The organism is Bradyrhizobium sp. CB82 (genome assembly GCF_029714405.1).
Classification (GTDB): Bacteria; Pseudomonadota; Alphaproteobacteria; order Rhizobiales; family Xanthobacteraceae; genus Bradyrhizobium.
This window is the reverse complement of sequence record NZ_CP121650.1, coordinates 1,805,259-1,825,833: the sequence shown is the minus strand read 5'-3', so window position 1 is coordinate 1,825,833 and position 20,575 is coordinate 1,805,259. Positions and strand designations below refer to the sequence as shown.

Below are 20,575 nucleotides of genomic sequence, written 5' to 3'. Positions count from 1 at the left end.
CAGCCACTCGGCCGGCAAATGCCTCTCTTTACCTCGCCCCGCTTGCGGGGAGAGGTCGAAAATTCGCGGTAGCGAATTTCGGGTGAGGGGGTACCGGTCTATCGATAAACACATGAGGGCCGAGAGAACCCCTCACCCCGCCCTCTCCCCGGGAAAAAACGGGGCGAGGGTGCGTACCGACGTGCCCGTCGCCCGTTACGCCGCTTCCCGCTTGCCCCGGGCTGCACCTCGGCCGCGTAGTCCCGCATCAACTGCTCCGAGATCGCGCCCGGAGTAAACGTCCACTCCGCGATCTCGGAGACCGGGGTCACTTCGGCGGCGGTGCCGGTGATGAAGCATTCGGCAAAACCGTCGAGCTCCTCCGGCATGATCCGTCGCTCGATCACCTCGATGCCGCGTCGCCTTGCGAGTTCGATCGCGGTGGCGCGGGTGACTCCGGCGAGGAAGCAGTCGGCGATCGGGGTGTGGAGCTTGCCATCGCGGACGAAGAAGATGTTGGCGCCCGTGCATTCGGCGACGCGCCCCTCCCAATCCAGCATCATCGCATCCGCATAGCCTTTTCGCTCGGCCTTATGTTTGGAGATGGTGCAGATCATGTAGAGGCCGCTTACCTTGGCAAGCGCCGGGATCGTGCGCGGATCGGGCCTTCGGTACTCGGCGAGGTCGATACGGATCCCCTTCAGCTTCTCGGCGGGATCGAAATAGCTCGGCCATTGCCAGGCGGCGATCGCGAGATGGATCGTGTTGTTCGGGGCGGAGACGCCCATCATCTCCGAGCCGCGCCAGGCGATCGGGCGCAGATAGGCATCCGGCAAATTGTTCGTGTCGATCACGAGTTGCTTCGCCGCGTCGATCTCCGCGACCGAGAACGGGATCTCGAAATCGAGGATGTTGGCCGACGCCTTCAGCCGTTCGGAATGGGCCGTGCTCCTGAACACCCTGCCGCCATAGGCGCGCTCGCCCTCGAACACGCAGCTCGCATAATGCAGGCCATGGGTCAGCAAATGAACGTTGGCGTCCTTCCACGGCACCAGCCTGGCGTCATACCAGATGACGCCGTCGATGTTGTCGAATGAAACGCCCATGTCTCTCTCCCGGTGCTGTTGAATTTTGCGCGCACGTGCCCACGCGCGCGTCCTCGCGAGGCGCGTGCTGGCCGTGCTCAACCTAAGAAAACGTCACAGGAACGGCGGAAAGAGTCCGCCGCCGGTCAAAAGACCTTTCTGATCCAGTCGTGCGGGTCGTTGGTCCGGCCGTACTGGATGTCGACCAGCTGCTTGCGCAGCCCCATGGCGACGGGGCCCGCGGCGCCGCCGCTGATGAGGAAGTCGCCGCTCGCCGAGCACACCTTGCCGATCGGCGAGATGACGGCCGCCGTGCCGCAGGCAAAAGCTTCCTTCAGCTTGCCGCTGGCCGCATCCTTGCGCCATTGCTCGATCGTGTAGGGCTCCTCGCGCACAGGCGTGCCGGCGTCCTTGGCCAGCGCGATGATGGAGTCGCGGGTGATGCCCGGCAAAATGGTGCCGAGCGGCGGGGTGATCAGTGAGCCGTCATCGAGCACGAAGAAGATGTTCATGCCGCCGAGCTCCTCGATATACCGGCGCTCGACCGCATCGAGGAAGACGACCTGGTCGCAGCCATGCTCGATGGCCTCGGCCTGCGCGCGCAGGCTCGCGGCGTAGTTGCCGCCGCATTTGACGGCGCCGGTGCCGCCGACCGCGGCACGCGTGTAGTTCTCCGACACCCAGATCGAAACGGGCGCGGGGCCGCCCTTGAAATAAGAGCCGACCGGCGATGCGATGACGGCGAAGATGTATTCCGCCGACGGCTTCACGCCGAGGAAGACCTCGCTCGCGATCATGAAGGGCCGCAAGTAAAGACTGCCCTCGCCGCCCGGGATCCAGGCGCGGTCGATCCGTACGAGCTGCTCGACCGCCTCGATGAAGACGTCCTCGGGCAGCGGTGCCATCGCCATGCGCTCGGCGGAATTCTTGAAGCGCCGCGCATTGGCGTCGGGGCGGAACAGATTGACCCCGCCGTCCTCGCGCTTATAGGCCTTCAGGCCCTCGAAGATCTCCTGCGCGTAATGCAGCACGGCGCCGGCCGGATCGAGCTGGAAATTGGCGCGGGCTTCGACGTGCGCGTCGTGCCAACCGCCCTTGGCCTGGCTGTAGCGGACCACGGCCATGTGGTCGGTGAAGACCCGGCCGAAGCCAGGATTTGCGAGCTTTGCCGTGCGCTCCTTCTCGGGGGTCGGATTGGTGGCAGGCTGGATTTCGAATTTCAGACTCATTTTTCCCTTGCCTCCCGCTGTCGCAATCGGCGCGCGGAATCGCGCCGGCCTGCCTCTTTCGGGCTTGATAACTTAACCAAGTCTGGCCCCGACCGTGACCAGCCTTGTTACGGCCGGTTTCCCGTGGCCAGCATGTCGCGACAGGACATGCTTTTGCGGAGGGCGGAAGTCCAGTATGTTTTGCCGATATGCCGCTCGACAATCGCACGGTAGATCTGGTCCGGCCGGCGCTGCCTGTCCGGCACTTCCCCCGGCCGCCTTGGACAATGTCAATCCCGACCGAAGCGATCTAAAATTTCGTCCGGGCCGATCGTTTTGTAACATTGAACCTAAGATACGTCAATATGCCTGACATAAATTTCGCGAATCCCTCACCTGACGCGGCCGCGGCCAAGTCCGCCGTTCCCGAAAGGGACAATTTGCGCTGGGATATCATCGAGCTCCTGTTCTTCGCCTATCGCGATTTCGTAGGTGATCCCGACCAGGAGCTGGAGGCGTTCGGCTTCGGCCGGGCCCATCACCGCGTCATGCATTTCGTCTACCGCTATCCCGGCCTCAAGGTCGCCGACCTCCTGGACGTCCTGCGCATCACCAAGCAGTCGCTCGGGCGCGTGCTCAAGCAATTGCTCGATGAGGGCTATATCGTGCAGAAGACCGGCGACAACGACCGCCGCCAGCGCCTGCTCTATGCGACGCCGAAGGGCGAGGCGCTGGTGCAAAAGCTCGCCGGGCTCCAGACCACGCGAATCAACCGGGCGCTCGCCGAGATCGGCCCGGAGGACGCCGAGACCGTGAAACGCTTCCTGCGCGCCATGATCGACCGCGAGGATCCCGACAAGGTGCTGGAGACGATCTTCGCCAACGTCAACCAAGCCACAAAGGAGTGACCGTGCCACTCGCTGCCACGCTCGCCCGTCCGCCGGTGGAGCCCGCCGACGACGCCCCGCATATCCTCCTCGTCGACGACGATCGCCGCATCCGCGATCTCTTGTCGCGCTTTCTCGCCGCCGAAGGCTATCGCGTCTCGACCGCAGCCAGCGCCAGCGATGCCCGCGCCAAGCTCATGGGCCTGCATTTCGATCTGTTGATCCTCGACGTCATGATGCCCGGCGAGACCGGCTTCGACCTCGCCCGCTTCATCCGGACATCTTCCTCGGTGCCGATCGTGATGCTGACGGCGCGCCACGAGGCGGAAGCCCGTATCGAGGGCCTGCAGATCGGCGCCGACGACTATGTGGCAAAGCCGTTCGAGCCGCGCGAGCTTGCGCTGCGCATCAACAACATCCTCAAGCGCACCGCTCCGCCGCAGGTCACCACGATCGAGAAGATCGCGTTCGGCCCCTACGTCTACCATCTCGATCGCGGCGAATTGCGCCAGGGCGAGGAGGTCATCCACTTGACCGACCGCGAGCGCGAGATGCTGCGTATTCTCGCAGACAGCCAGGGCGAGACGGTGCCGCGCGCCGCGCTGACCGGCAATGGCAGCGTCAACGAGCGTGCCGTCGACGTGCAGATCAACCGCCTGCGCCGCAAGATCGAGCGCGATCCCGCCAATCCCCTGTTCCTGCAGGCGGTGCGCGGCATCGGCTACCGGCTGGTGGCCTCGCCATAGAGACCGGATGAAGCGGACGCGATGAGTACGATCGACACCGGCCTGACGCTGCTCAGAAGCGCCGCCGACCGCGTGTCCGCCGCCAATGGCTGGATGGGCAATGCGTTCAAGAGCTGGATGCCGACCGGCCTCTATGCCCGCGCGCTGCTGATCATGATCGTGCCGATGGTGGTGCTGCAATCGGTCGTCGCCTTCGTGTTCATGGAGCGGCACTGGAACACGGTGACGCGAAGATTGTCGGCCGCGGTGGTGCAGGACATCGCCGCGCTGATCGACGTCTATAAGGGCTATCCGCAGGACAAGGACCGCGACCAGATCCGGCGCATCGCCCAGCAGCGCCTTGGCCTGGTGGTCGATTTCCTGCCCGCCGGCGACATGCCGCAGCCAGGACCAAAGCCGTTCTTCTCGCTGCTCGACCAGACGCTCTCGGTGCAGCTTGGCCGCCAGATCGGACGCCCGTTCTGGATCGACACCGTCGGCCGCTCCAACGTGGTCGAGATCCGCATCCAGCTCGACGACGCCATCATGCGCGTGTTCGCGCAGCGCAGCGCGGCTTACGCCTCGAATTCGGAGATCTTCCTGTTCTGGATGGTCGGCACCTCCTCGATCCTGCTGATCGTCGCAGTCTTGTTCCTGCGCAACCAGATCAAGCCGATCCTGAAGCTCGCGGACGCCGCGGAAAGCTTTGGCAAGGGCCGCGATGCGCCCAACTTCCGCCCGCGCGGCGCACGCGAAGTCCGCCGCGCAGCGATGGCGTTTCTGGAAATGAAATCGCGGGTCGAACGCTCGATCGAGCAGCGCACCGCGATGCTGGCCGGCGTCAGCCACGATCTGCGCACCATCCTGACCCGCTTCAAGCTGGAGCTGGCGCTGATCGGCGACAATCCCGAGCTCGAGGGCATGCGCAAGGACGTCGACGAGATGTCGATGATGCTCGAGGACTACCTCGCCTTCGCGCGCGGCGATTCCGGCGAGCAGTCGCAGCCGACCGACATGGCGCAGGCGCTGGAAGAGCTGCGCAGTGACGCCGAACGTCACGGTCATACCGCGACCGTCGCGTTCCACGGCCTGCCCGTGGTGACGGTGAAGCCGGCCTCGTTCAAGCGCTGCCTGGCCAACCTCGTCACCAATGCGGCGCGCTACGGCAAGACGATCGCCATCGCCGGTGCTCGCGATCACCGCTACCTGACCGTCACCATCGACGACGACGGACCGGGCATCCCTGCGCATTTGCGCGAAGAAGTGTTCAAGCCGTTTTTGCGGCTGGACAACGCCCGCAACCAGGACGAAGGCGGCACCGGCCTCGGCCTTGCGATCGCCCGCGACATCGCCCGCTCGCATGGCGGCGACATCACGCTCGGCGACAGCCCGATGCGCGGCCTGCGCGCAACGGTGCGGATACCGGTGTAAGCATTCGTAGCCCGGATGGGGCCTACTTCGGCAGCAGGTCCTTCAGCTTCGCGGCGTCCTTGACGTTCATCTTGAAGCCGCCGGGCATCACGATGTCGCCGGGCTTCTGGTCCGCCTTGCACGACCCCAACCACTTGGCCTCGATCGTCGTGGCCGAGTCGCGCCCCGCAGCTCCGGCAACGCCACCCTGGATGTGCGCGGTGCTCTTCACCGTATAGGCAGTGTTGAAGTCACCGGTGATCTCGGCATGCGAGGTCGTAGTGGTGCCCGCGACGTTGCAGACGGAATCGCTGACATAGCCGGTCGCGGTCTTCTGGATGTCCTGCTTGGTGCAGATCTGCTTGGCCATCGGGGAGACGTTGTTGTTCATCTCCTTGTCGACGGTCTCGTCGGTGCAGTGCTGCATGGTCATTTCCGGCATCGGCCCGCCGGTCCGGAGCATCTTCATCTCCCAGAGGCCGGCCTTGCGCACCGGCAGATCCACCGCATGCGCAGCCGTCGTCGCCGACATCGCGAGCGCGAGCAGGCTCGCGCAGAAAACAACAGGCCGTTGCGTCATGCGCCAACTCCCGGTCATCGCTTGCGGTCTAGAGGATCAGTACAGCGTGCGCAGCGGCTGCTCGGCCGCGCCATACGGCACCCAGCGGCAGGCGAAGGAGATGTAGCCGCCGTCATAGGGCTGCACAGCGAGGAATTTCACCACCTTGCCGTAACGGGCGCAGTGGTCGACCGCGGTCTGCCGCGCATCGACCTGCGTCGCCATCGAATAGGCAATGATGCCGCCGGTGTCGTTGCCCTTGAAGGGCGGCACCGGAAGGATGTCGGCGCGCGCCGGCACGCCCGCCAACAGTCCCGAGACAACCAGGCTGGCAAGAAGGCTCGCGGCCGCAATGATTCGCATTCCCGTCACTCCATTTGGCTGGCGCCAGTTTACGTTGCCGCGGACGTGCTGAAAAGAACGGAAGGCCTGCCAGGTGCGACGTTGCGTGCAACTCGCCGACGAGTGTTGCCGCCCTGCACTTGACCTCTCCCCACCTTCGCGGCACGGTTGATGCTTGCAGCCATGTCTCCTGGATTGCCCATGCGCGACCTCGCCACCGCCCTGAAATCGCTCCGCTTTGCCGCGGTATTCGGCCTCGTTCTGGGGGCGCTGTCGCTGACCGAGGCCAAGGCCGCCAATCCGCTGGAGCTGAACTTCTGGCTGGATGGGCCGCGCTATGACGGCCGCGTCGCCGATTGCGACAAGGCACTGCCGACGATCGCCACCCAGTTCTGGGAGAAAGAAAGCTCGTTCTGGAATTCCTCGTTGAAGATCACGGGCTTCGCCGGCATCCACGAAACCGCCTTCCGGCCCTGGCAGTCCGACAACATTCCGCGCCGCTACTGCACGGGCTCAGCCATGCTCAACGACGGCAAGGTGCGCCCGGTGCATTTCTCGATCATCGAGGACGGCGGCTTTGCCGGCTTCGGCCAGGGCGTCGAATGGTGCGTGGTCGGCCTCGACCGCAACTGGGCCTACAACCCGGCCTGCCGGTCGGCAAAACCCTGATTCGTGCGATTTGTCGCGCCAAAGCCGGCGGCGCTTCATTTTGTTCTTGAAATGTTCTCGTCGCCTGCTAGGCTCTCTTGCACAGTCTAGTTGAGGGGCGTCGCCATGTTTCATTTCAGATTGCATTCCCTGTCCCGCTTGCTGATCTGTCTCATGCTCATGGCCGGCCTCGTTGCGCTCGCAGGCAATGCAATGGCGCAGGACAGGCGGCAGAATGCGCCCGGCGAATTCGATTTCTACGTGCTGTCGCTGTCCTGGTCGCCCTCGTTCTGTGAGGAGGCAGCCGAGCGTGGCGGCCGCTCCCAGATCCAGTGCGGCGGACGGCCCTACGCCTTCGTGGTGCACGGGCTGTGGCCGCAATATGAGAACGGCTTTCCGGAATACTGTCAGCGGCCGGCGCCGCGGCTGAACCGCAACATCGTCTCCTCCATGCTCGACCTGATGCCGGCGCCGGGGCTGATCTTCAACGAATGGGACAAGCACGGCACCTGCTCGGGCCTGTCGGACCGCAATTACTTCGAGACCATCCGGAAAGCGCGCGCTGTCATCAAGATTCCGGCCGAATATCTCGATCTGTCGCAGGCCAAGACCGTGGCGCCCGCCGAGGTCGAGGAGGCCTTCATCAAGGCCAATCCGGGGCTGAGCAGCTCGGCCGTTTCGGTGACCTGCAACCGGACACGTCTGTCGGAGGTGCGCATCTGCCTGAACAAGGACCTGCAATTCCGCTCCTGTGAGGAACTCGACCGCCGCGCCTGCCGCCGCGACCAGGTGACGATGCCCCCGATCCGCGGCGGCTGAAGTCGCAGGTCTACATCCTCGTGATTCCGGGACGGCGCGAGACACCATCCCGCAACGACGCCAGTTACTTTCATCGCCCGATGTCGTAACTGTCCGACATGAACTACCGCCACGCCTTTCACGCCGGCAACTTCGCCGATGTCATCAAGCACATCGTGCTGGCGCGCATCCTGACCTATCTCCAGGAGAAGCCGGCCGCGTTCCGCGTCATCGACACTCATGCCGGCGCCGGCCTCTACGATCTCGAAAGCGACGAAGCGCGGCGCGGTGGCGAGTGGCTGACCGGCATCGCCCGCGTCATGCAGGCACGCCTGTCCAACGAGGTCGTCGCGCTCACAAAGCCCTATCTCGACATCGTCCGCGCCTTCAATCCGCGCGGCGAATTGAAGACCTATCCCGGATCGCCGCTGATCGCGCGCGGCCTGTTGCGACCGCAGGACCGCCTCGTCGCCTGCGAGCTCGAGCCGAAGGCGCGCAGGGCGCTGATCGATGTGCTACGCCGCGACACGCAGGCGCGCGTCGTCGATCTCGACGGCTGGGTTGCGCTGCCGGCTTTCGTGCCGCCGAAGGAGCGACGCGGTCTGGTGCTGATCGACCCGCCCTTCGAGGCCAAGGACGAGTTCGAGCGGCTCGGAGAGGTCTTCTCCGAAACGTTCGCCAAGTGGCCGACCGGCATCTACGTGATCTGGTATCCCGCCAAATCCAGGCGCGCCACCGACGCGCTCGCGCAAGCGGTGGCGCGGGCCACAGCCGCAGCCACACCCCAGGGGAAATGCCTGCGGCTCGAATTCAGCGTCGCACCGCAAAGTGCCGACGCACCACTCGTCACGACAGGGCTTTTGATCGTCAATCCGCCGTTTACGCTGCAGGGCGAGCTCAAGACCATTCTGCCGGAGCTCGAAAAGCCGCTCGGCCAGGGCGGCGCGGCCCGTTTCCGCCTGGAGGCACCGAAGCCCTAAAGTAGTACGCCTATCGGGAAAAGTATGCATGAATGGTAGTCAATCTGCAAAGAACCGTATTATGCTGTGCCCCGTGACTGGCTTTACGTTCCGCTTCCGCGAATGGTTGCGGCGGAGTGAGGGCCTAAGAAGGATCCAGGCGGACTGATACGTCCGCCCAAGGGTGGCCAGCTCCGGGGCTCGTATGTCGGGTCATGCCGAGGTGCGGGTGTGCATCACGGCGGAGGAGCAATGCGGGGGAGGAGTCCCGATGGCCATGACGGGCACGGTTAAATTTTTCAACGGCGAGCGCGGTTACGGCTTCATCAAGCCGGACGATGGCGGTCGCGACGTCTTCGTTCACATCACGGCGGTGGAGCGGGCGGGACTGAAGGACCTCACCGAAGGACAGCGTATCACTTTCGAAGTCGAGCCGGACAAGAAGGGCAAGGGACCCAAGGCGGTCAACCTGGTGATCCTCTCTTAGGCGAAGCCTGACGCAAAAAAGTCCCGGCCGCGAGGCCGGGAGGTTTAGGTCCGGTATTTTCTTCTTGGCTATCAGAAGTGATAGTTCACGCCGGCGCGCACCACGCTGGCGCTATAACCATTCGACACGCCGGTGATCGCGAACTGGCTCGAGGACAGATCGAGGAAGAGATATTCGATCTTGGCGCTCCAGTTCTGCGCGATGCCGAACTCGGCGCCGACACCTGCGGTCCAGCCCGCCGTGGTGTGCGATTCCGTCCAGCCAAAAGTCTCCGCACGCAGCTCGCCGAAGGCAAGACCGGCGGTGCCGTAGAACAGGATGTTGTTGAAGGCGTAGCCGGCGCGACCGCGCACGGTGCCGAACCAGGGATTGGAGAACTTCCATGGTGCGAACGTATCGTCGGCGCCGGCCGCCTGGATATCGCCCTCTATGCCGAACACCCACGGGCCGTTCTGGAAATTGTAGCCGGCCTGGATGCCGCCGACGAAGCCGGCCGGCTTGGCGGGATTGTTGCTCACCGAGCCCCATTCATAGCCCAGATTGCCGCCGAGATAGGGACCGGCCCAGCTATAGGCATTGAGCGGCTGGTTGACGGTGTAGGGCGCACGCTGTCCGTAATTGAGATCGGCGGCCCCTGCCGAAGTGCTCCAGCCCGCGGCAACCAGAGCCGCAGCGCCCATAACGAGCCTCTTCATCACTCACTCCAACGCAACTGCCGCAAGGCCATCACGATCTGCATGCGCCGCCGCGCAAGGCAAAACCGCATGGTTACGGAACCAAGAACTTTTCGCGTAGGATTTATCGAGAGTTTTAAGTTAAAGGGTTATTAAGCGCGGTTACCGCCCGCTTAACAGTCTTAAGGAAGCGTTACCGGGAACACCGCGCGCAGTCCGCGCAGCCGGCCCGGGCGAAACTTCAAATCGGCACTCCCAGCGCCTAAATTCGCACCATGGATCACGATACCTCCGACACCCCGGACACCGCACGCGCGCGGAAGGCGCGGCGCGGCGCAGCGCCGGACGCCCCGCCGCAGGAGCTGACGCCGCCCGACGTCGATCCTGCGACGAATGGCAGCGACGACGAGGACGAGGCGCGGCTGCCGGATATCCTGGAAGAGGCCGGCGCGGTCGGCGAAGGTCCGCTTGCGACCGGACATGACGCGATCGAGCGCGCGGTGCGGCTCGCGCCCACCTCGGCGGGCGTCTATCGCATGCTCAATGCGAACAACGACGTGCTGTATGTCGGCAAGGCCAAGAACGTCAAAAAGCGCCTCTCCAACTACGCGCGCGTGGGTGCGCCGCAGCCGGCGCGGATTTTGCGCATGATCGCGGCGACCGTCGCGGTCGAGATCGTCTCGACCACGACCGAGACCGAGGCGCTGCTGCTCGAGGCCAACCTCATCAAGCAGCTCCGGCCACGCTTCAACGTGCAGCTCCGCGACGACAAGTCGTTTCCCTACATCCTGATCACCGGCGACCATTGGGCGCCGCAGATCCTCAAGCACCGCGGCGCGCAGACCCGGCCCGGACGCTATTTCGGCCCGTTCGCCTCCGCCGGCGCCGTCAACCGCACCATCACCGCGCTGCAACGCGCGTTCCTGATCCGCTCCTGCACCGATTCGTTTTTCGAAAGCCGCACCCGGCCCTGCCTTCTGCACCAGATCCGCCGCTGCGCCGGCCCATGCACCCGCGAGATCGACTTCCCGGGCTATGCGACGCTGGTGCGGGAAGCGACCGACTTCCTCTCCGGCAAGAGCCACGCCGTGAAGCAGGAGCTGGCGGGCGAGATGGAGAAAGCCTCGGGCGAGCTCGAATTCGAGCGCGCCGCGCTTTATCGCGACCGTCTCGCCGCGCTGTCGGCGATCCAGTCGCAGCAGGGCATCAATCCGCGCACCGTGGAAGAAGCCGACGTGTTCGCGATCCACCAGGAGGGTGGTTTCTCCTGTGTCGAGGTGTTCTTCTTCCGCACCGGGCAGAACTGGGGCAACCGCGCCTATTTTCCGCGCGCGGAAAAGACGTTCACGCCGGAAGAGGTACTGGGCTCGTTCCTCGCCCAGTTCTACGACGACAAGCCGCCGCCGAAGGTCATCCTGCTCTCGCACGAGATCGAGGAGAGCGAGCTGCTCGCCAACGCACTGTCGATCAAGGCCCGCCACAAGATCGAGGTCTCCACGCCCAAGCGCGGCGAGAAGAAGGAGCTCGTCACCCACGCGCTGACCAACGCGCGGGAGGCGCTGGGGCGGAAGCTCGCGGACACCGCGACACAGGGCCGGCTGCTCGAAGCGATGGCCACGACTCTTGCCCTGCCTCATCCCCCGAAGCGCATCGAGGTCTACGACAACAGCCATATCCAGGGCACCAACGCGGTCGGCGCCATGATCGTCGCGGGGCCCGACGGCTTCGTGAAGAACCAGTACCGCAAGTTCAACATCAAGTCGGAAGGGCTCACGCCCGGCGACGACTATGCGATGATGCGGGAAGTCTTGCAGCGCCGCTTCAAGCGGTTGCTCAGTCCGCCCGAAGAGACAACGAAAGCCAAGGACGACGACTTTCCGCAATGGCCCGACCTCGTGATCATCGACGGCGGCCGCGGCCAGCTCAACGCTATCAGGGAGATTTTCGAGGGCCTCGGGCTCACCCAGGTGTCGCTGATGTCGGTGGCCAAGGGGCCGGACCGCGATGCCGGCCGCGAGACGCTGTTCATGCCCGGCCGCGAGGCGATCAAGCTCGAACCGCGCGATCCCGTACTCTATTTCATTCAGAGGTTGCGCGACGAAGCCCACCGCTTCGTCATCGGTTCGCACCGCAAGCTGCGCAAGAAGGACATCCGTGAGGCCGGTTTGCAGGAAATTCCGGGCATCGGCCCGTCACGCAAACGTGCCTTGCTGCATCATTTCGGAACCTTGAAGGAGATCGAGCGGGCGTCGATCACCGATCTCGGCAAGGTTCCGGGGGTGAGCGCGGAAAGCGCCCGCAAGATATTCGAGTATTTCCATCCCCAGCCGGGGTGAACTAAAGGGGACCAGCGGTCATATGGTCGTCGTGTCCGCACCTCATGAGGCCGGGACGGTTGACCTTGATGCCGCAGCGGTATTGGTAGAACGAATGAACATCGCCACGACACGGGGGGCCGCCAAGAGCTCGATGTCCCTTCCGAACATCCTGACCTATGCCCGGATCGCCGCGATCCCGGTGGTGGTGGGCTGCATCTACGCCCAGTCGATCATGGATGGGCCGCTATGGCTGCGCTGGGTGGCGGTTGCCATCTTCATCGCGGCGGGGGTGACGGATTACCTCGACGGCTATTACGCGCGGATCTGGAACCAGCAGTCGGCCTTCGGCCGGATGCTCGATCCGATCGCCGATAAGCTCCTGGTCGCCTCGTGCCTTCTGATGCTGGCCGCCGACGGCATCATCCACGGCTGGTCGCTGTGGGCCGCCATCGTGATCCTGTGCCGCGAGATCCTGGTGTCGGGCCTGCGCGAATATCTGGCGGCGCTGCGCGTCAGCGTCCCCGTGACCAAGCTCGCCAAATGGAAGACGACGGTCCAGCTGGTCGCGATCGGCTTCCTGCTCGCGGGCGAGGCCGGCGACCAGGTGGTGCCGGTGGTGACCCAGATCGGCCTGCTCTTGCTGTGGGCCTCCGCGCTGCTGACCATGTATACGGGCTACGATTATTTCCGCGCCGGCATCCATCACCTCATCAAGGAGGATGAGGGATGAAGGTGAAATATTTTGCCTGGGTGCGCGAGCGCATCGGCAAGGCGGAGGAGACGATCGAGCCGCCGGCCGGCGTGCGCACCGTCGAGGAGCTGATCGCCTGGCTCTCCGGCCGGAGCGAAGCCTATGCCCATGCGTTCGAGAGGCCGAAGGTGATCCGCGCCGCGATCGACCACGCCCATGTCAGGCCGGATGCGGTGATCGCCGGCGCCCGCGAAATCGCGTTTTTCCCGCCGATGACCGGCGGCTAGCGTCACGCGCATGTCGGGCCCCGTCACCATCCGCATCCAGCAAGACGATTTCGACGTCGCGCGCGAGATCGCTGCGCTGACGAACGATCGCACCGACATCGGCGCGGTCGTGAGCTTCTCCGGCATCTGCCGCGGCGACGAGGGCAGCGCGAAGATTTCGGCGCTGACGCTGGAACACTATCCGGGCATGGCGGAAGAGGAGATCAAGCGCCACGTCGATGAGGCCATCTCGCGCTGGCCGCTCGACGGCATCACCGTCATACATCGCGTCGGCCGGCTCACGCCCGGCGAAAACATCGTGCTGGTGGTGACGGCCTCGCAGCATCGCCAGGCTGCGTTCCAGGCGGCCGAATTCCTGATGGACTACCTGAAAACAAGCGCGCCATTCTGGAAGAAGGAAGAGAGCGCCACCGGTGCCGGCTGGGTCGAGGCTAACACCCGCGACGACCAGGCGGCTGCACGCTGGACCAAATCCTGATGGCAAAAGCATCCAGGAAGACCACGCGCGGGCGCGCCATACCGGAGCTTGCGAAGGTCGCAACCGGCGAGCTCGTGACGCTGCTCGATTTCGTCCGCTATGCGGTGAGCCGCTTCAATGAGGCCAAGCTTGCCTTCGCGCATGGCACGACCGATCCGGTGGCCGAGGCTGCCTTCCTGGTCTGCGAAGCCCTGCACCTCAATCCCGAGCAGCTCGAGACCTTTACCAATGCTCGCGTCACCGCGGCCGAAGGCAAGTCCATCCTTGCGCTGATCAATGCGCGCGTCACCACGCGCAAGCCGACCGCCTATCTCGTCAACAAGATCTATATGCGCGGCCTGCCCTTCTACGTCGACGAGCGCGTGATCGTACCGCGCTCCTTCATCGGCGAGCTCCTGGATTCGCATTTCGGCGGTGACGGCGAGGCCGGCTCGCTGATCGACGATCCGATTGCCGTCGAGCGCGTGCTCGATCTCTGCACCGGCTCCGGCTGCCTTGCGATCCTCGCTGCGCAGCACTTCCCGAATGCGCAAGTCGACGCCGTCGATATTTCCAAGGGGGCGATCGAAGTTGCCGCGCGCAACGTTGCCGACTATGCCCTCGAGGATCGCGTCACGCTCCATCGCGGTGACCTGTTCGCGCCGCTCGGCAACGCGCGCTACGATTTGATCATCTCAAACCCGCCCTACGTCGATGCGGAAGGGATGGCGTCACTGCCGCCGGAATGCCGCGCCGAACCAAGACTCGCCTTCGATGGCGGCGCCGACGGGCTCGATGTCGTGCGCCGCATCCTGCACCAGGCACCTCGGTACCTCACGCCCGAGGGCGGACTGCTGTGCGAGATCGGCCGCGGCCGCGACCGGATCGATGAGGCGTTCCCCGAACTGCCGCTGCTCTGGCTCGACACCGAGGACAGCGAGGGTGAGGTGTTCTGGATCGCGGCCGCCGATCTCGGCTGATGCGAGCCGCGGCCGGAACAAGTCAAACGCCTCCACGTTCATCCACCAATAATACCGTAAGCCTCGGCCGCTGGAGGATGTTTCGCATGCTTGCGCCATCGGGCGAATTGCTGCGCGCCGGAATGGCGCTCAAGCTCAACCACCTCAAGCGCGTCACGCGGTCGTATTTGCGCGATCGCACCAGCCAGGCCACCGGCAAGGCGACGTCCTATGCGGTGGCCGCCGGCCTCTTCGCGGTGGCAGGCCTGTTCGTCATCGCGGCCTTTTTCGTCGGGCTGATGGCGCTGTTCCGCTGGGTCGAGCTCACCTACGGAATGTTCTGGGCCTTCGGCGCCGTCGGCGCGGTGCTTCTGGGGCTGGCGGCGATCTGTGCCGGCTTCGCAATGGCCCAGATGAAGCGCCGGCCCAAAGCGGTCGTTCCGCTCGCAAGCCGGCTGCGGGTTGCGATTGCCACGCCCCGGATTCCGCGTGGAACGGTCAAGGAGGCCGTGAAGGAGGTCGCAACCACGATCCCGCTGGTGCCGCTCGCGCCGGGCGAAAAGGGCCATCGCAACAGCGGTTCGCCGGTCCGGGGCAACCGCTCGGTGCAGCTCGGCCTGATGCTCGCAGCCGTCGGCCTATTGGGTTTGACCGCGGCGCGCCGGAGGCGCCACAGCCATCGATTGGACGCATGATGACGCCACGGCGCGAGCAGCTCGACGATTGGCTGCTCGTCGGCGCCACGACGGTGTTGGTGCTGACGGCGGAACGCTACTTTCAGGACTACGTTTCGTCGCGATCCGCCGCTGTCGAGGACCGCCGCAACGCGGAAGGCAACTCGCCCGAAACCAATCCCGCTCGCGCCGCCTTGCAGCCCGGCCGTGGCCGCCGGTCCAGAAGCCCGTTCAAGATTCCCTTCGCCGGCTGGAAGGACATTCTCTGGCGTACCTACCAGCGCATCGACGAGGATCGCCTGCTCGCAACCGCCGGCGGCGTGGTCTTCTTTGGATTGCTCGCGATTTTTCCCGCCGTCACCGCGCTCGTCTCCTTTTATGGGCTGTTCGCCAACCCCTCCACCATCAGCGCCAACCTCCAGACGCTCGCGATGATGCTGCCCGAGGGCACGTTCCAGATCATCGAGGACCAGATCGGGCGGGTGGTGTCGAAGGGCAACACGGCGCTTGGCGCCACCTTTCTGTTCGGTCTGGTGCTGGCGATCTGGAGTGCCAATGCCGGCGTCAAATCGATCATCGACGCGCTCAACGTCGCTTATGAGGAGCGCGAAAAGCGCAGCTTCATCCGACTCAATCTGGTGTCGCTGGCTTTCACGGTCGGCGGCATTGCCGCGCTCCTCTTGATGGTCGGTGCCGTGGTCGCATTCCCGCTCGCGCTGAACCATCTCGGGCTCGCGCCGGACAGCAAGCTGATCGTCGCGATGGCGCGATGGCCGCTGCTGTTCGTCATCCTGCTGGTCGCGCTCGCCATCCTCTACCGCTTCGCGCCCAGCCGCGACGCCGCGCGCTGGGAATGGCTCAGCATCGGCGCGGTAACGGCATCCGTCCTGTGGATCGCCGGCTCGGCACTGCTCTCCTGGTATCTCTCGGAATTCGCCAACTACAACGCCACCTACGGTTCGCTGGGCGCAGCGATCGGGTTGATGATGTGGATGTGGATGTCCGCCATCGTCATCATGTTCGGAGCCGAGCTGAACTCGGAAATCGAGCGGCAGACCTTGCGGGATACCACCACGGGCAAGCCCAAGCCGCTCGGCAGCAGGCAGGCCGTCTCGGCCGATACGGTCGGCGCAGCCGCGCCGAGCTAAGTCGAGCCTGTCGCAAGATCACTGCCCCGCGAATCAACATTGATGCTAAGGTCGTGCCGCTTGGGGGAGCAACTGACGCGCCATGATCCGTATTTCTACGATCTTCATCGCCATCTGCATGGTGCTGGTCGCAGCTTCGCTCGGCCTCGTCCTGCATTCGGTGGCCGGCATCAACGGAACCGAATCCGCGATCGTGGCGCTGACCGCGCTGACCTGCCTGATCCTGTACAACGCGGTCTCGATGCGCCTGCGCGACCGCAGCGACGTCGGCAACCAGATCGCCGATCTGTCGCGCGGAACTGCCGATCTGGCCCGCCAGGTCGCCGAATTCGGCCGCCGCCTCGCGGCGGTCGAAGGGCGCGTCGCATCCGCCAATTCCGCCAACGCAGACCGCGTCCAGTCGGTGGTCGGCGAGATCAATGAGCTCGGCGGCCTCGTCAAGCAGCTCGCCGCCACCGTGGCGACGCATGATGACCTGCTGGCGACGGGCGCGCCCGCCGCGCAGCCGGAAGCCGGGACGGCGCATGAAATGCTGGCAGCGCCGGAGGCCAGGCCGGCCGCGACGCCCCCGGTTCCGCCGGCATCCCCGACTGCTCCCGTCGCGACCGCTGGTGTCCGCAACCAGACGCAACTGCTCGCGGCGCTGCGTAACGCGATCGACGAGAACCGTATCGACATCTTCCTCCAGCCGATGGTGACGCTGCCGCAGCGCAAGGTCCGCTTCTACGAGGCGGTGACGCGGGTGCGCGACGAGCGCGACCAGTTCATCGCGGCCGAGGAGTTCATCAGCATCGCGGAGGCCTCGGGGCTCATCGGACGCATCGACAACATGGTCATGTTGCGCTGTGTGCAGGTACTGCGCCGGCTGATGGTACGCAACAAGGACGTCGGCGTGTTCTGCAACATCGCGGCCTCCACACTCGGCAACTCCACGACATTTGCGCAATGCCTCGACTTCCTCGAGGCCAACCGGGCGCTCGCGCCCTCGCTGGTGCTCGAATTCAAGCAGTCGACATTCCGCAACCTTGGCCCGGCCGAAACAGAGAACCTCGCAGCTCTCGCCCAGCGCGGCTTCCGCTTCTCGATCGACCACTTCACGGACTTGCGCATCGAGCCGCGCGAGCTCGCCGACCGCGGCGTACGCTTCATCAAGGTGCCGGCAGCGCTGCTGCTCGATCCCAAACAGGCCTCCACCTCGGACATCCATCCATCCGACCTGTCCGACCTGCTCGGCCGCTTCGGCATCGACCTCATCGCCGAGCGGATCGAGGGCGAGCGCGCGGTGGTTGACTTGCTCGACTACGACGTACGATTCGGCCAGGGTTTCCTGTTCGCCCCACCCCGGCCATTGCGGCCGGAAGGTGCATCTGCTACCGCCGGAGCCGCGCCGGACCAGGCGCAGCAACAGGGATCCAATGGCTTTGCCCCGTCCAGCTCAGGCGAAACGGCTTCCGCGCCGCCGCCACAGCGCATCACCGGCAATGCGGCGCTCGCGCGCCGCATCTGACCGGCCATCCGTGTCATGACCGCGCTGCATTTCGTCGAGAGCCTGCGCGAGCTCGTCGCGGGCGTGGACGTCGTGCTCAGCGACATCTGGGGCGTGGTCCATAACGGGCTCGAGTCCTTCCCCGAAGCCTGCGAGGCGCTGCACAATTTCCGGCAGCGGGGTGGTACGGTCGTCCTGATCACCAACGCGCCGCGGCCGGCGGATTCGGTGCAGCGGCAATTGCGCAAGCTCGGCGTTGCCGACGAGACCTATGACGCCATCGTCTCCTCGGGCGATCTGACGCGGCTCTATGTCGCCGATCATCCCGGCCGCAAGCTGTTCTGGCTTGGCCCCGAACGCGACAGCTCGATCCATCGCGGGCTCGACCCAGTGCTCGCGCCGCTGGAGGAGGCCGACTACATCGTCTGCACCGGCCTTTATGACGACGAGACCGAGTCGGCGGAGGATTATCGCGGCATGATGTTGAAGGCGCGCGAGCGCAAGCTCACGCTGGTCTGTGCCAATCCTGACATCGTGGTCGAGCGCGGCGACCGGCTGATCTATTGCGCCGGCGCCATCGCCGAGCTCTACCGCGAGCTCGGCGGCGAGGTCATTTTCTACGGCAAGCCGCATCGGCCGATCTACGAGCGCGCGATGGCGCTCGCCGGCGAGCGCCAGGGCCATCAGATCGACCGCAGACGCGTTCTGGCGATCGGAGATTCCGTGCGCACCGACTTAACCGGCGCGCGCGAGTTCGGTATCGACTGCCTGTTCGTCACCCGCGGCATCCATTCCGAGGAGTTCGAGGGGCTCGACCAGCTCGATCCGGCCTCGGTGCTGGAGCTGTTCGGCCATCCGCCGAAGGCGCTGATGCGCGAATTGAAGTGGTGACGGTCTGACCTCTCGTCGTCATTCCGGGGCGGTGCGTCAGCACCGAACCCGGAATCTCGGGATTCCGGTTTCGCCCCTTCGGGCGCCCCGGAATGACAGTCGAAGAACGCAAATGCCCGGGATAAGCCCGGGCATTCGAATTTCTCTGATGATGATGGCGCGCCTTACGCGCTCGCCATGTCCGGGAAGACCGCCTCGATCTTGGTCTTCAGCGTCGCCGCGTTGAACGGCTTGACGATATAGTTGTTCACCCCGGCCTTCTTCGCCGCGATCACGTTTTCGGTCTTGGATTCCGCCGTGATCATGATGAAGGGCGTGGTGGCGAGGTTGGGATCGGCCCGCACTTCGCGCAGGAGGTCGTAGCCCGTCATCGGCTCCATGTTCCAGTCGGAGATCACGAGCCCGTACTTCTTGCCGCGCATCTTGTTCAGCGCCGCCGAACCGTCGCTGGCATCGTCGATGTTCTCGAAGCCAAGCTGCTTCAGCAGATTCCGAATGATACGGATCATGGTGCTGTAGTCATCCACCACCAGAACCGGCATCGACAAATCAACCGCCATCTCGACTCCCCCAAACGCAACAGGAAATATTAACGATCGAACTGCCGGGCCCGACGCCCACAGTTCCATTTCCAAAGGACTAGCACCAAGGCGTTAAACAGCGCGTTAATCGGGCCTTGCCGAAAAGCCCCGAAATCCTGCCCAATGGCGTCGCTTCCCCGGCTTGACTTCGCCTGGCGCGTCACGTCACGGTCCCGCGTCGATCCGCCCGCCCCAGAGAATTCCCCTGATGGCTCCGCATTTTACCGTTATCCGCGATTCCACGCTCGCCTCGGCGATCCCAAGGGGTGCCGTGGTCGCCATGGGCAATTTCGACGGCGTTCATCTCGGCCATCGGGCGGTGATTGCGGCTGCACTGGAGATGGGCCGGACGCATAACCGGCCGGCATTTGCGCTGACCTTCGAGCCGCATCCGCGACGGTTTTTCAGCCCCAACACCCCGCAATTCCGCCTCACCGATGAGCGGGCCAAGCTGCGACTTCTGGCCGGCACCGGGCTTGCCGGGGCCGTGGTCATGACCTTCGACAAGATCCGCGCTGGGACGTCGGCACAGGATTTCATTCACCATGACCTGATCGGCCGGCTCGGGGTCAGCGGGATCGCGGTCGGCTACGACTTTCATTTCGGCAAGGGCCGGGTCGGCTCGCCGAGCCTGCTCGTCAATGAGGCGCCCCGGCTCGGTATCGAGGTCGACGTCCAGCCGCATGTCGATATCGACGAGCGGCCGGTCTCCTCCAGTGCGATCCGCACCGCGCTCGCCGAAGGCCAGCTCGACGAGGCCAGCGCCATGCTGGGCGCGCCGTGGTTCGTGACCGGCGAGGTCATCCATGGCGAGAAGCGTGGCCGCGACCTCGGCTATCCCACCGCCAATATCCGCTTGGATGCCAATTGCGCCCTCAAGCACGGCATCTATGCGGTCCGGATCGGGTGCGGGGCTGAGCGGCTCGAGGGGGTGGCGAGCTTCGGGCGGCGTCCGACATTCGATAATGGCGCGCCGCTCCTGGAAATCTTCCTGTTCGACTTCCAGGGCGACCTCTACGGGCAAGAGCTCGATTGCGCGTTCGTCGGGTTCATTCGCGAGGAGCTGAAGTTCGACGGAATCGAGCCGCTGATCCGCCAGATGGACGAGGATTCCGCCCGCGCGCGGGTCCTGCTGGCGGCCGCCCCCAACGCCTTCCCGAAGCTGGGGAGCCTCGACTGAGGCCCCAAAACGGCCCCTTCCGGCCCTTTGCGATTTGGCCGCCCGGCTGCTAAGGAGAGCCCATGTTTGCGCGGTGCATCATAGGGATTAGCGGCCCGGCTTCCGTCTGAGCTTTGGCTCGGCGCAAGACCGGGATTTCGTC

General features: G+C 64.8%; 23 protein-coding genes. 17 read left to right on the top strand and 6 right to left on the bottom strand.

What is annotated here, in order from left to right; genetic code table 11:
* Nucleotides 1–98 precede the first annotated feature (98 nt).
* Both QA640_RS08765 and QA640_RS08760 read right to left on the bottom strand, forming a co-directional pair.
* Nucleotides 99–1,085, bottom strand: a complete 987-nt coding sequence (locus QA640_RS08765; protein ID WP_283040304.1) for a branched-chain amino acid aminotransferase — start codon at nt 1,083–1,085, stop codon at nt 99–101.
* 125 nt (nt 1,086–1,210) lie between these two features.
* Nucleotides 1,211–2,293: a branched-chain amino acid aminotransferase gene (locus tag QA640_RS08760; RefSeq protein WP_283040303.1), complete on the bottom strand. Its 1,083-nt coding sequence runs from the start codon at nt 2,291–2,293 to the stop codon at nt 1,211–1,213.
* 344 nt (nt 2,294–2,637) lie between these two features.
* Here QA640_RS08760 and QA640_RS08755 point away from each other — a divergent pair, with 344 nt between their 5' ends.
* From QA640_RS08755 to QA640_RS08745, 3 genes are read left to right on the top strand one after another with little or no spacing between them, the layout of a single operon-like run.
* Nucleotides 2,638–3,180 carry a MarR family transcriptional regulator gene (locus tag QA640_RS08755; protein WP_283040302.1) on the top strand — a complete coding sequence of 181 codons (543 nt, stop codon included), beginning with the start codon at nt 2,638–2,640 and terminating at the stop codon, nt 3,178–3,180.
* Nucleotides 3,177–3,905: a response regulator transcription factor gene (locus QA640_RS08750; protein ID WP_283040301.1), complete on the top strand. Its 729-nt coding sequence runs from the start codon at nt 3,177–3,179 to the stop codon at nt 3,903–3,905. Before QA640_RS08755 ends, QA640_RS08750 begins: the two co-directional genes overlap by 4 nt.
* Before the next feature lie 21 nt (nt 3,906–3,926).
* A complete protein-coding gene (locus QA640_RS08745; protein ID WP_283040300.1) occupies nt 3,927–5,315 on the top strand; it encodes an ATP-binding protein in 1,389 nt (462 codons plus the stop codon).
* A gap of 22 nt (nt 5,316–5,337) precedes the next feature.
* Here the strand turns inward: QA640_RS08745 and QA640_RS08740 are convergent, their stop codons facing one another.
* A complete protein-coding gene (locus QA640_RS08740) occupies nt 5,338–5,874 on the bottom strand; it encodes a DUF3617 family protein (protein ID WP_283040299.1) in 537 nt (178 codons plus the stop codon).
* Between the two features lie 36 nt (nt 5,875–5,910).
* Nucleotides 5,911–6,216 carry a hypothetical protein gene (locus QA640_RS08735; protein ID WP_283040298.1) on the bottom strand — a complete coding sequence of 102 codons (306 nt, stop codon included), beginning with the start codon at nt 6,214–6,216 and terminating at the stop codon, nt 5,911–5,913.
* 180 nt (nt 6,217–6,396) lie between these two features.
* On the opposite strand from QA640_RS08735, the gene QA640_RS08730 reads away from it, so the two are divergent.
* The 4 genes from QA640_RS08730 (at nt 6,397) to QA640_RS08715 (ending at nt 9,087) form a co-directional block, all read left to right on the top strand.
* Entirely contained in the window at nt 6,397–6,864 is a 468-nt protein-coding gene (locus tag QA640_RS08730) for a hypothetical protein (protein ID WP_283040297.1), read from the top strand.
* A 105-nt stretch (nt 6,865–6,969) separates the two neighbouring features.
* Nucleotides 6,970–7,662, top strand: coding sequence for a ribonuclease T2 (locus tag QA640_RS08725; protein ID WP_283040296.1), 693 nt, complete (start codon nt 6,970–6,972; stop codon nt 7,660–7,662).
* A gap of 98 nt (nt 7,663–7,760) precedes the next feature.
* Complete coding sequence (rlmJ, locus tag QA640_RS08720; protein ID WP_283040295.1) at nt 7,761–8,621, top strand: 23S rRNA (adenine(2030)-N(6))-methyltransferase RlmJ; 861 nt, start codon at nt 7,761–7,763, stop codon at nt 8,619–8,621.
* Nucleotides 8,622–8,871: 250 nt separating this feature from the next.
* Nucleotides 8,872–9,087, top strand: coding sequence for a cold-shock protein (locus QA640_RS08715; RefSeq protein WP_027523068.1), 216 nt, complete (start codon nt 8,872–8,874; stop codon nt 9,085–9,087).
* A 71-nt stretch (nt 9,088–9,158) separates the two neighbouring features.
* On the opposite strand, the gene QA640_RS08710 is transcribed toward QA640_RS08715, so the two are convergent.
* The gene (locus QA640_RS08710) at nt 9,159–9,782 is read right to left on the bottom strand and encodes an outer membrane protein (RefSeq protein ID WP_283040294.1); all 624 of its coding nucleotides are present in this window, start codon (nt 9,780–9,782) and stop codon (nt 9,159–9,161) included.
* A gap of 254 nt (nt 9,783–10,036) precedes the next feature.
* Between QA640_RS08710 and uvrC the strand changes: the two genes are divergently transcribed.
* From uvrC to QA640_RS08665, 9 genes are all read left to right on the top strand, one after another.
* Nucleotides 10,037–12,097 carry an excinuclease ABC subunit UvrC gene (gene uvrC / locus QA640_RS08705; RefSeq protein ID WP_283040293.1) on the top strand — a complete coding sequence of 687 codons (2,061 nt, stop codon included), beginning with the start codon at nt 10,037–10,039 and terminating at the stop codon, nt 12,095–12,097.
* A 94-nt stretch (nt 12,098–12,191) separates the two neighbouring features.
* Nucleotides 12,192–12,809, top strand: a complete 618-nt coding sequence (pgsA, locus tag QA640_RS08700; protein ID WP_283040292.1) for a CDP-diacylglycerol--glycerol-3-phosphate 3-phosphatidyltransferase — start codon at nt 12,192–12,194, stop codon at nt 12,807–12,809.
* Nucleotides 12,806–13,057 carry a molybdopterin converting factor subunit 1 gene (gene moaD, locus QA640_RS08695; protein WP_283040291.1) on the top strand — a complete coding sequence of 84 codons (252 nt, stop codon included), beginning with the start codon at nt 12,806–12,808 and terminating at the stop codon, nt 13,055–13,057. Before pgsA ends, moaD begins: the two co-directional genes overlap by 4 nt.
* 10 nt (nt 13,058–13,067) lie before the next feature.
* Complete coding sequence (locus QA640_RS08690) at nt 13,068–13,535, top strand: molybdenum cofactor biosynthesis protein MoaE (RefSeq protein ID WP_283040290.1); 468 nt, start codon at nt 13,068–13,070, stop codon at nt 13,533–13,535.
* A complete protein-coding gene (prmB, locus tag QA640_RS08685; RefSeq protein ID WP_283040289.1) occupies nt 13,535–14,494 on the top strand; it encodes a 50S ribosomal protein L3 N(5)-glutamine methyltransferase in 960 nt (319 codons plus the stop codon). The genes QA640_RS08690 and prmB overlap by 1 nt, the downstream gene beginning before the upstream one ends.
* Before the next feature lie 86 nt (nt 14,495–14,580).
* On the top strand, nt 14,581–15,168 hold the full coding sequence (locus QA640_RS08680) for a phage holin family protein (RefSeq protein ID WP_283040288.1): 588 nt from the start codon (nt 14,581–14,583) through the stop codon (nt 15,166–15,168).
* Nucleotides 15,165–16,295 (top strand): YihY/virulence factor BrkB family protein, encoded by a 1,131-nt coding sequence (locus QA640_RS08675; RefSeq protein ID WP_283040287.1) that lies wholly within the window; start codon nt 15,165–15,167, stop codon nt 16,293–16,295. The genes QA640_RS08680 and QA640_RS08675 overlap by 4 nt, the downstream gene beginning before the upstream one ends.
* Before the next feature lie 82 nt (nt 16,296–16,377).
* A complete protein-coding gene (locus tag QA640_RS08670; protein ID WP_283040286.1) occupies nt 16,378–17,802 on the top strand; it encodes an EAL domain-containing protein in 1,425 nt (474 codons plus the stop codon).
* Nucleotides 17,803–17,817: 15 nt separating this feature from the next.
* The gene (locus QA640_RS08665) at nt 17,818–18,672 is read left to right on the top strand and encodes a TIGR01459 family HAD-type hydrolase (protein WP_283040285.1); all 855 of its coding nucleotides are present in this window, start codon (nt 17,818–17,820) and stop codon (nt 18,670–18,672) included.
* Between the two features lie 164 nt (nt 18,673–18,836).
* Here QA640_RS08665 and QA640_RS08660 read toward each other — a convergent pair whose 3' ends face one another.
* Complete coding sequence (locus tag QA640_RS08660; protein WP_008567674.1) at nt 18,837–19,232, bottom strand: response regulator; 396 nt, start codon at nt 19,230–19,232, stop codon at nt 18,837–18,839.
* A 229-nt stretch (nt 19,233–19,461) separates the two neighbouring features.
* On the opposite strand from QA640_RS08660, the gene QA640_RS08655 reads away from it, so the two are divergent.
* The gene (locus tag QA640_RS08655; RefSeq protein WP_283040284.1) at nt 19,462–20,433 is read left to right on the top strand and encodes a bifunctional riboflavin kinase/FAD synthetase; all 972 of its coding nucleotides are present in this window, start codon (nt 19,462–19,464) and stop codon (nt 20,431–20,433) included.
* The last annotated feature ends 142 nt before the right edge of the window (nt 20,434–20,575 follow it).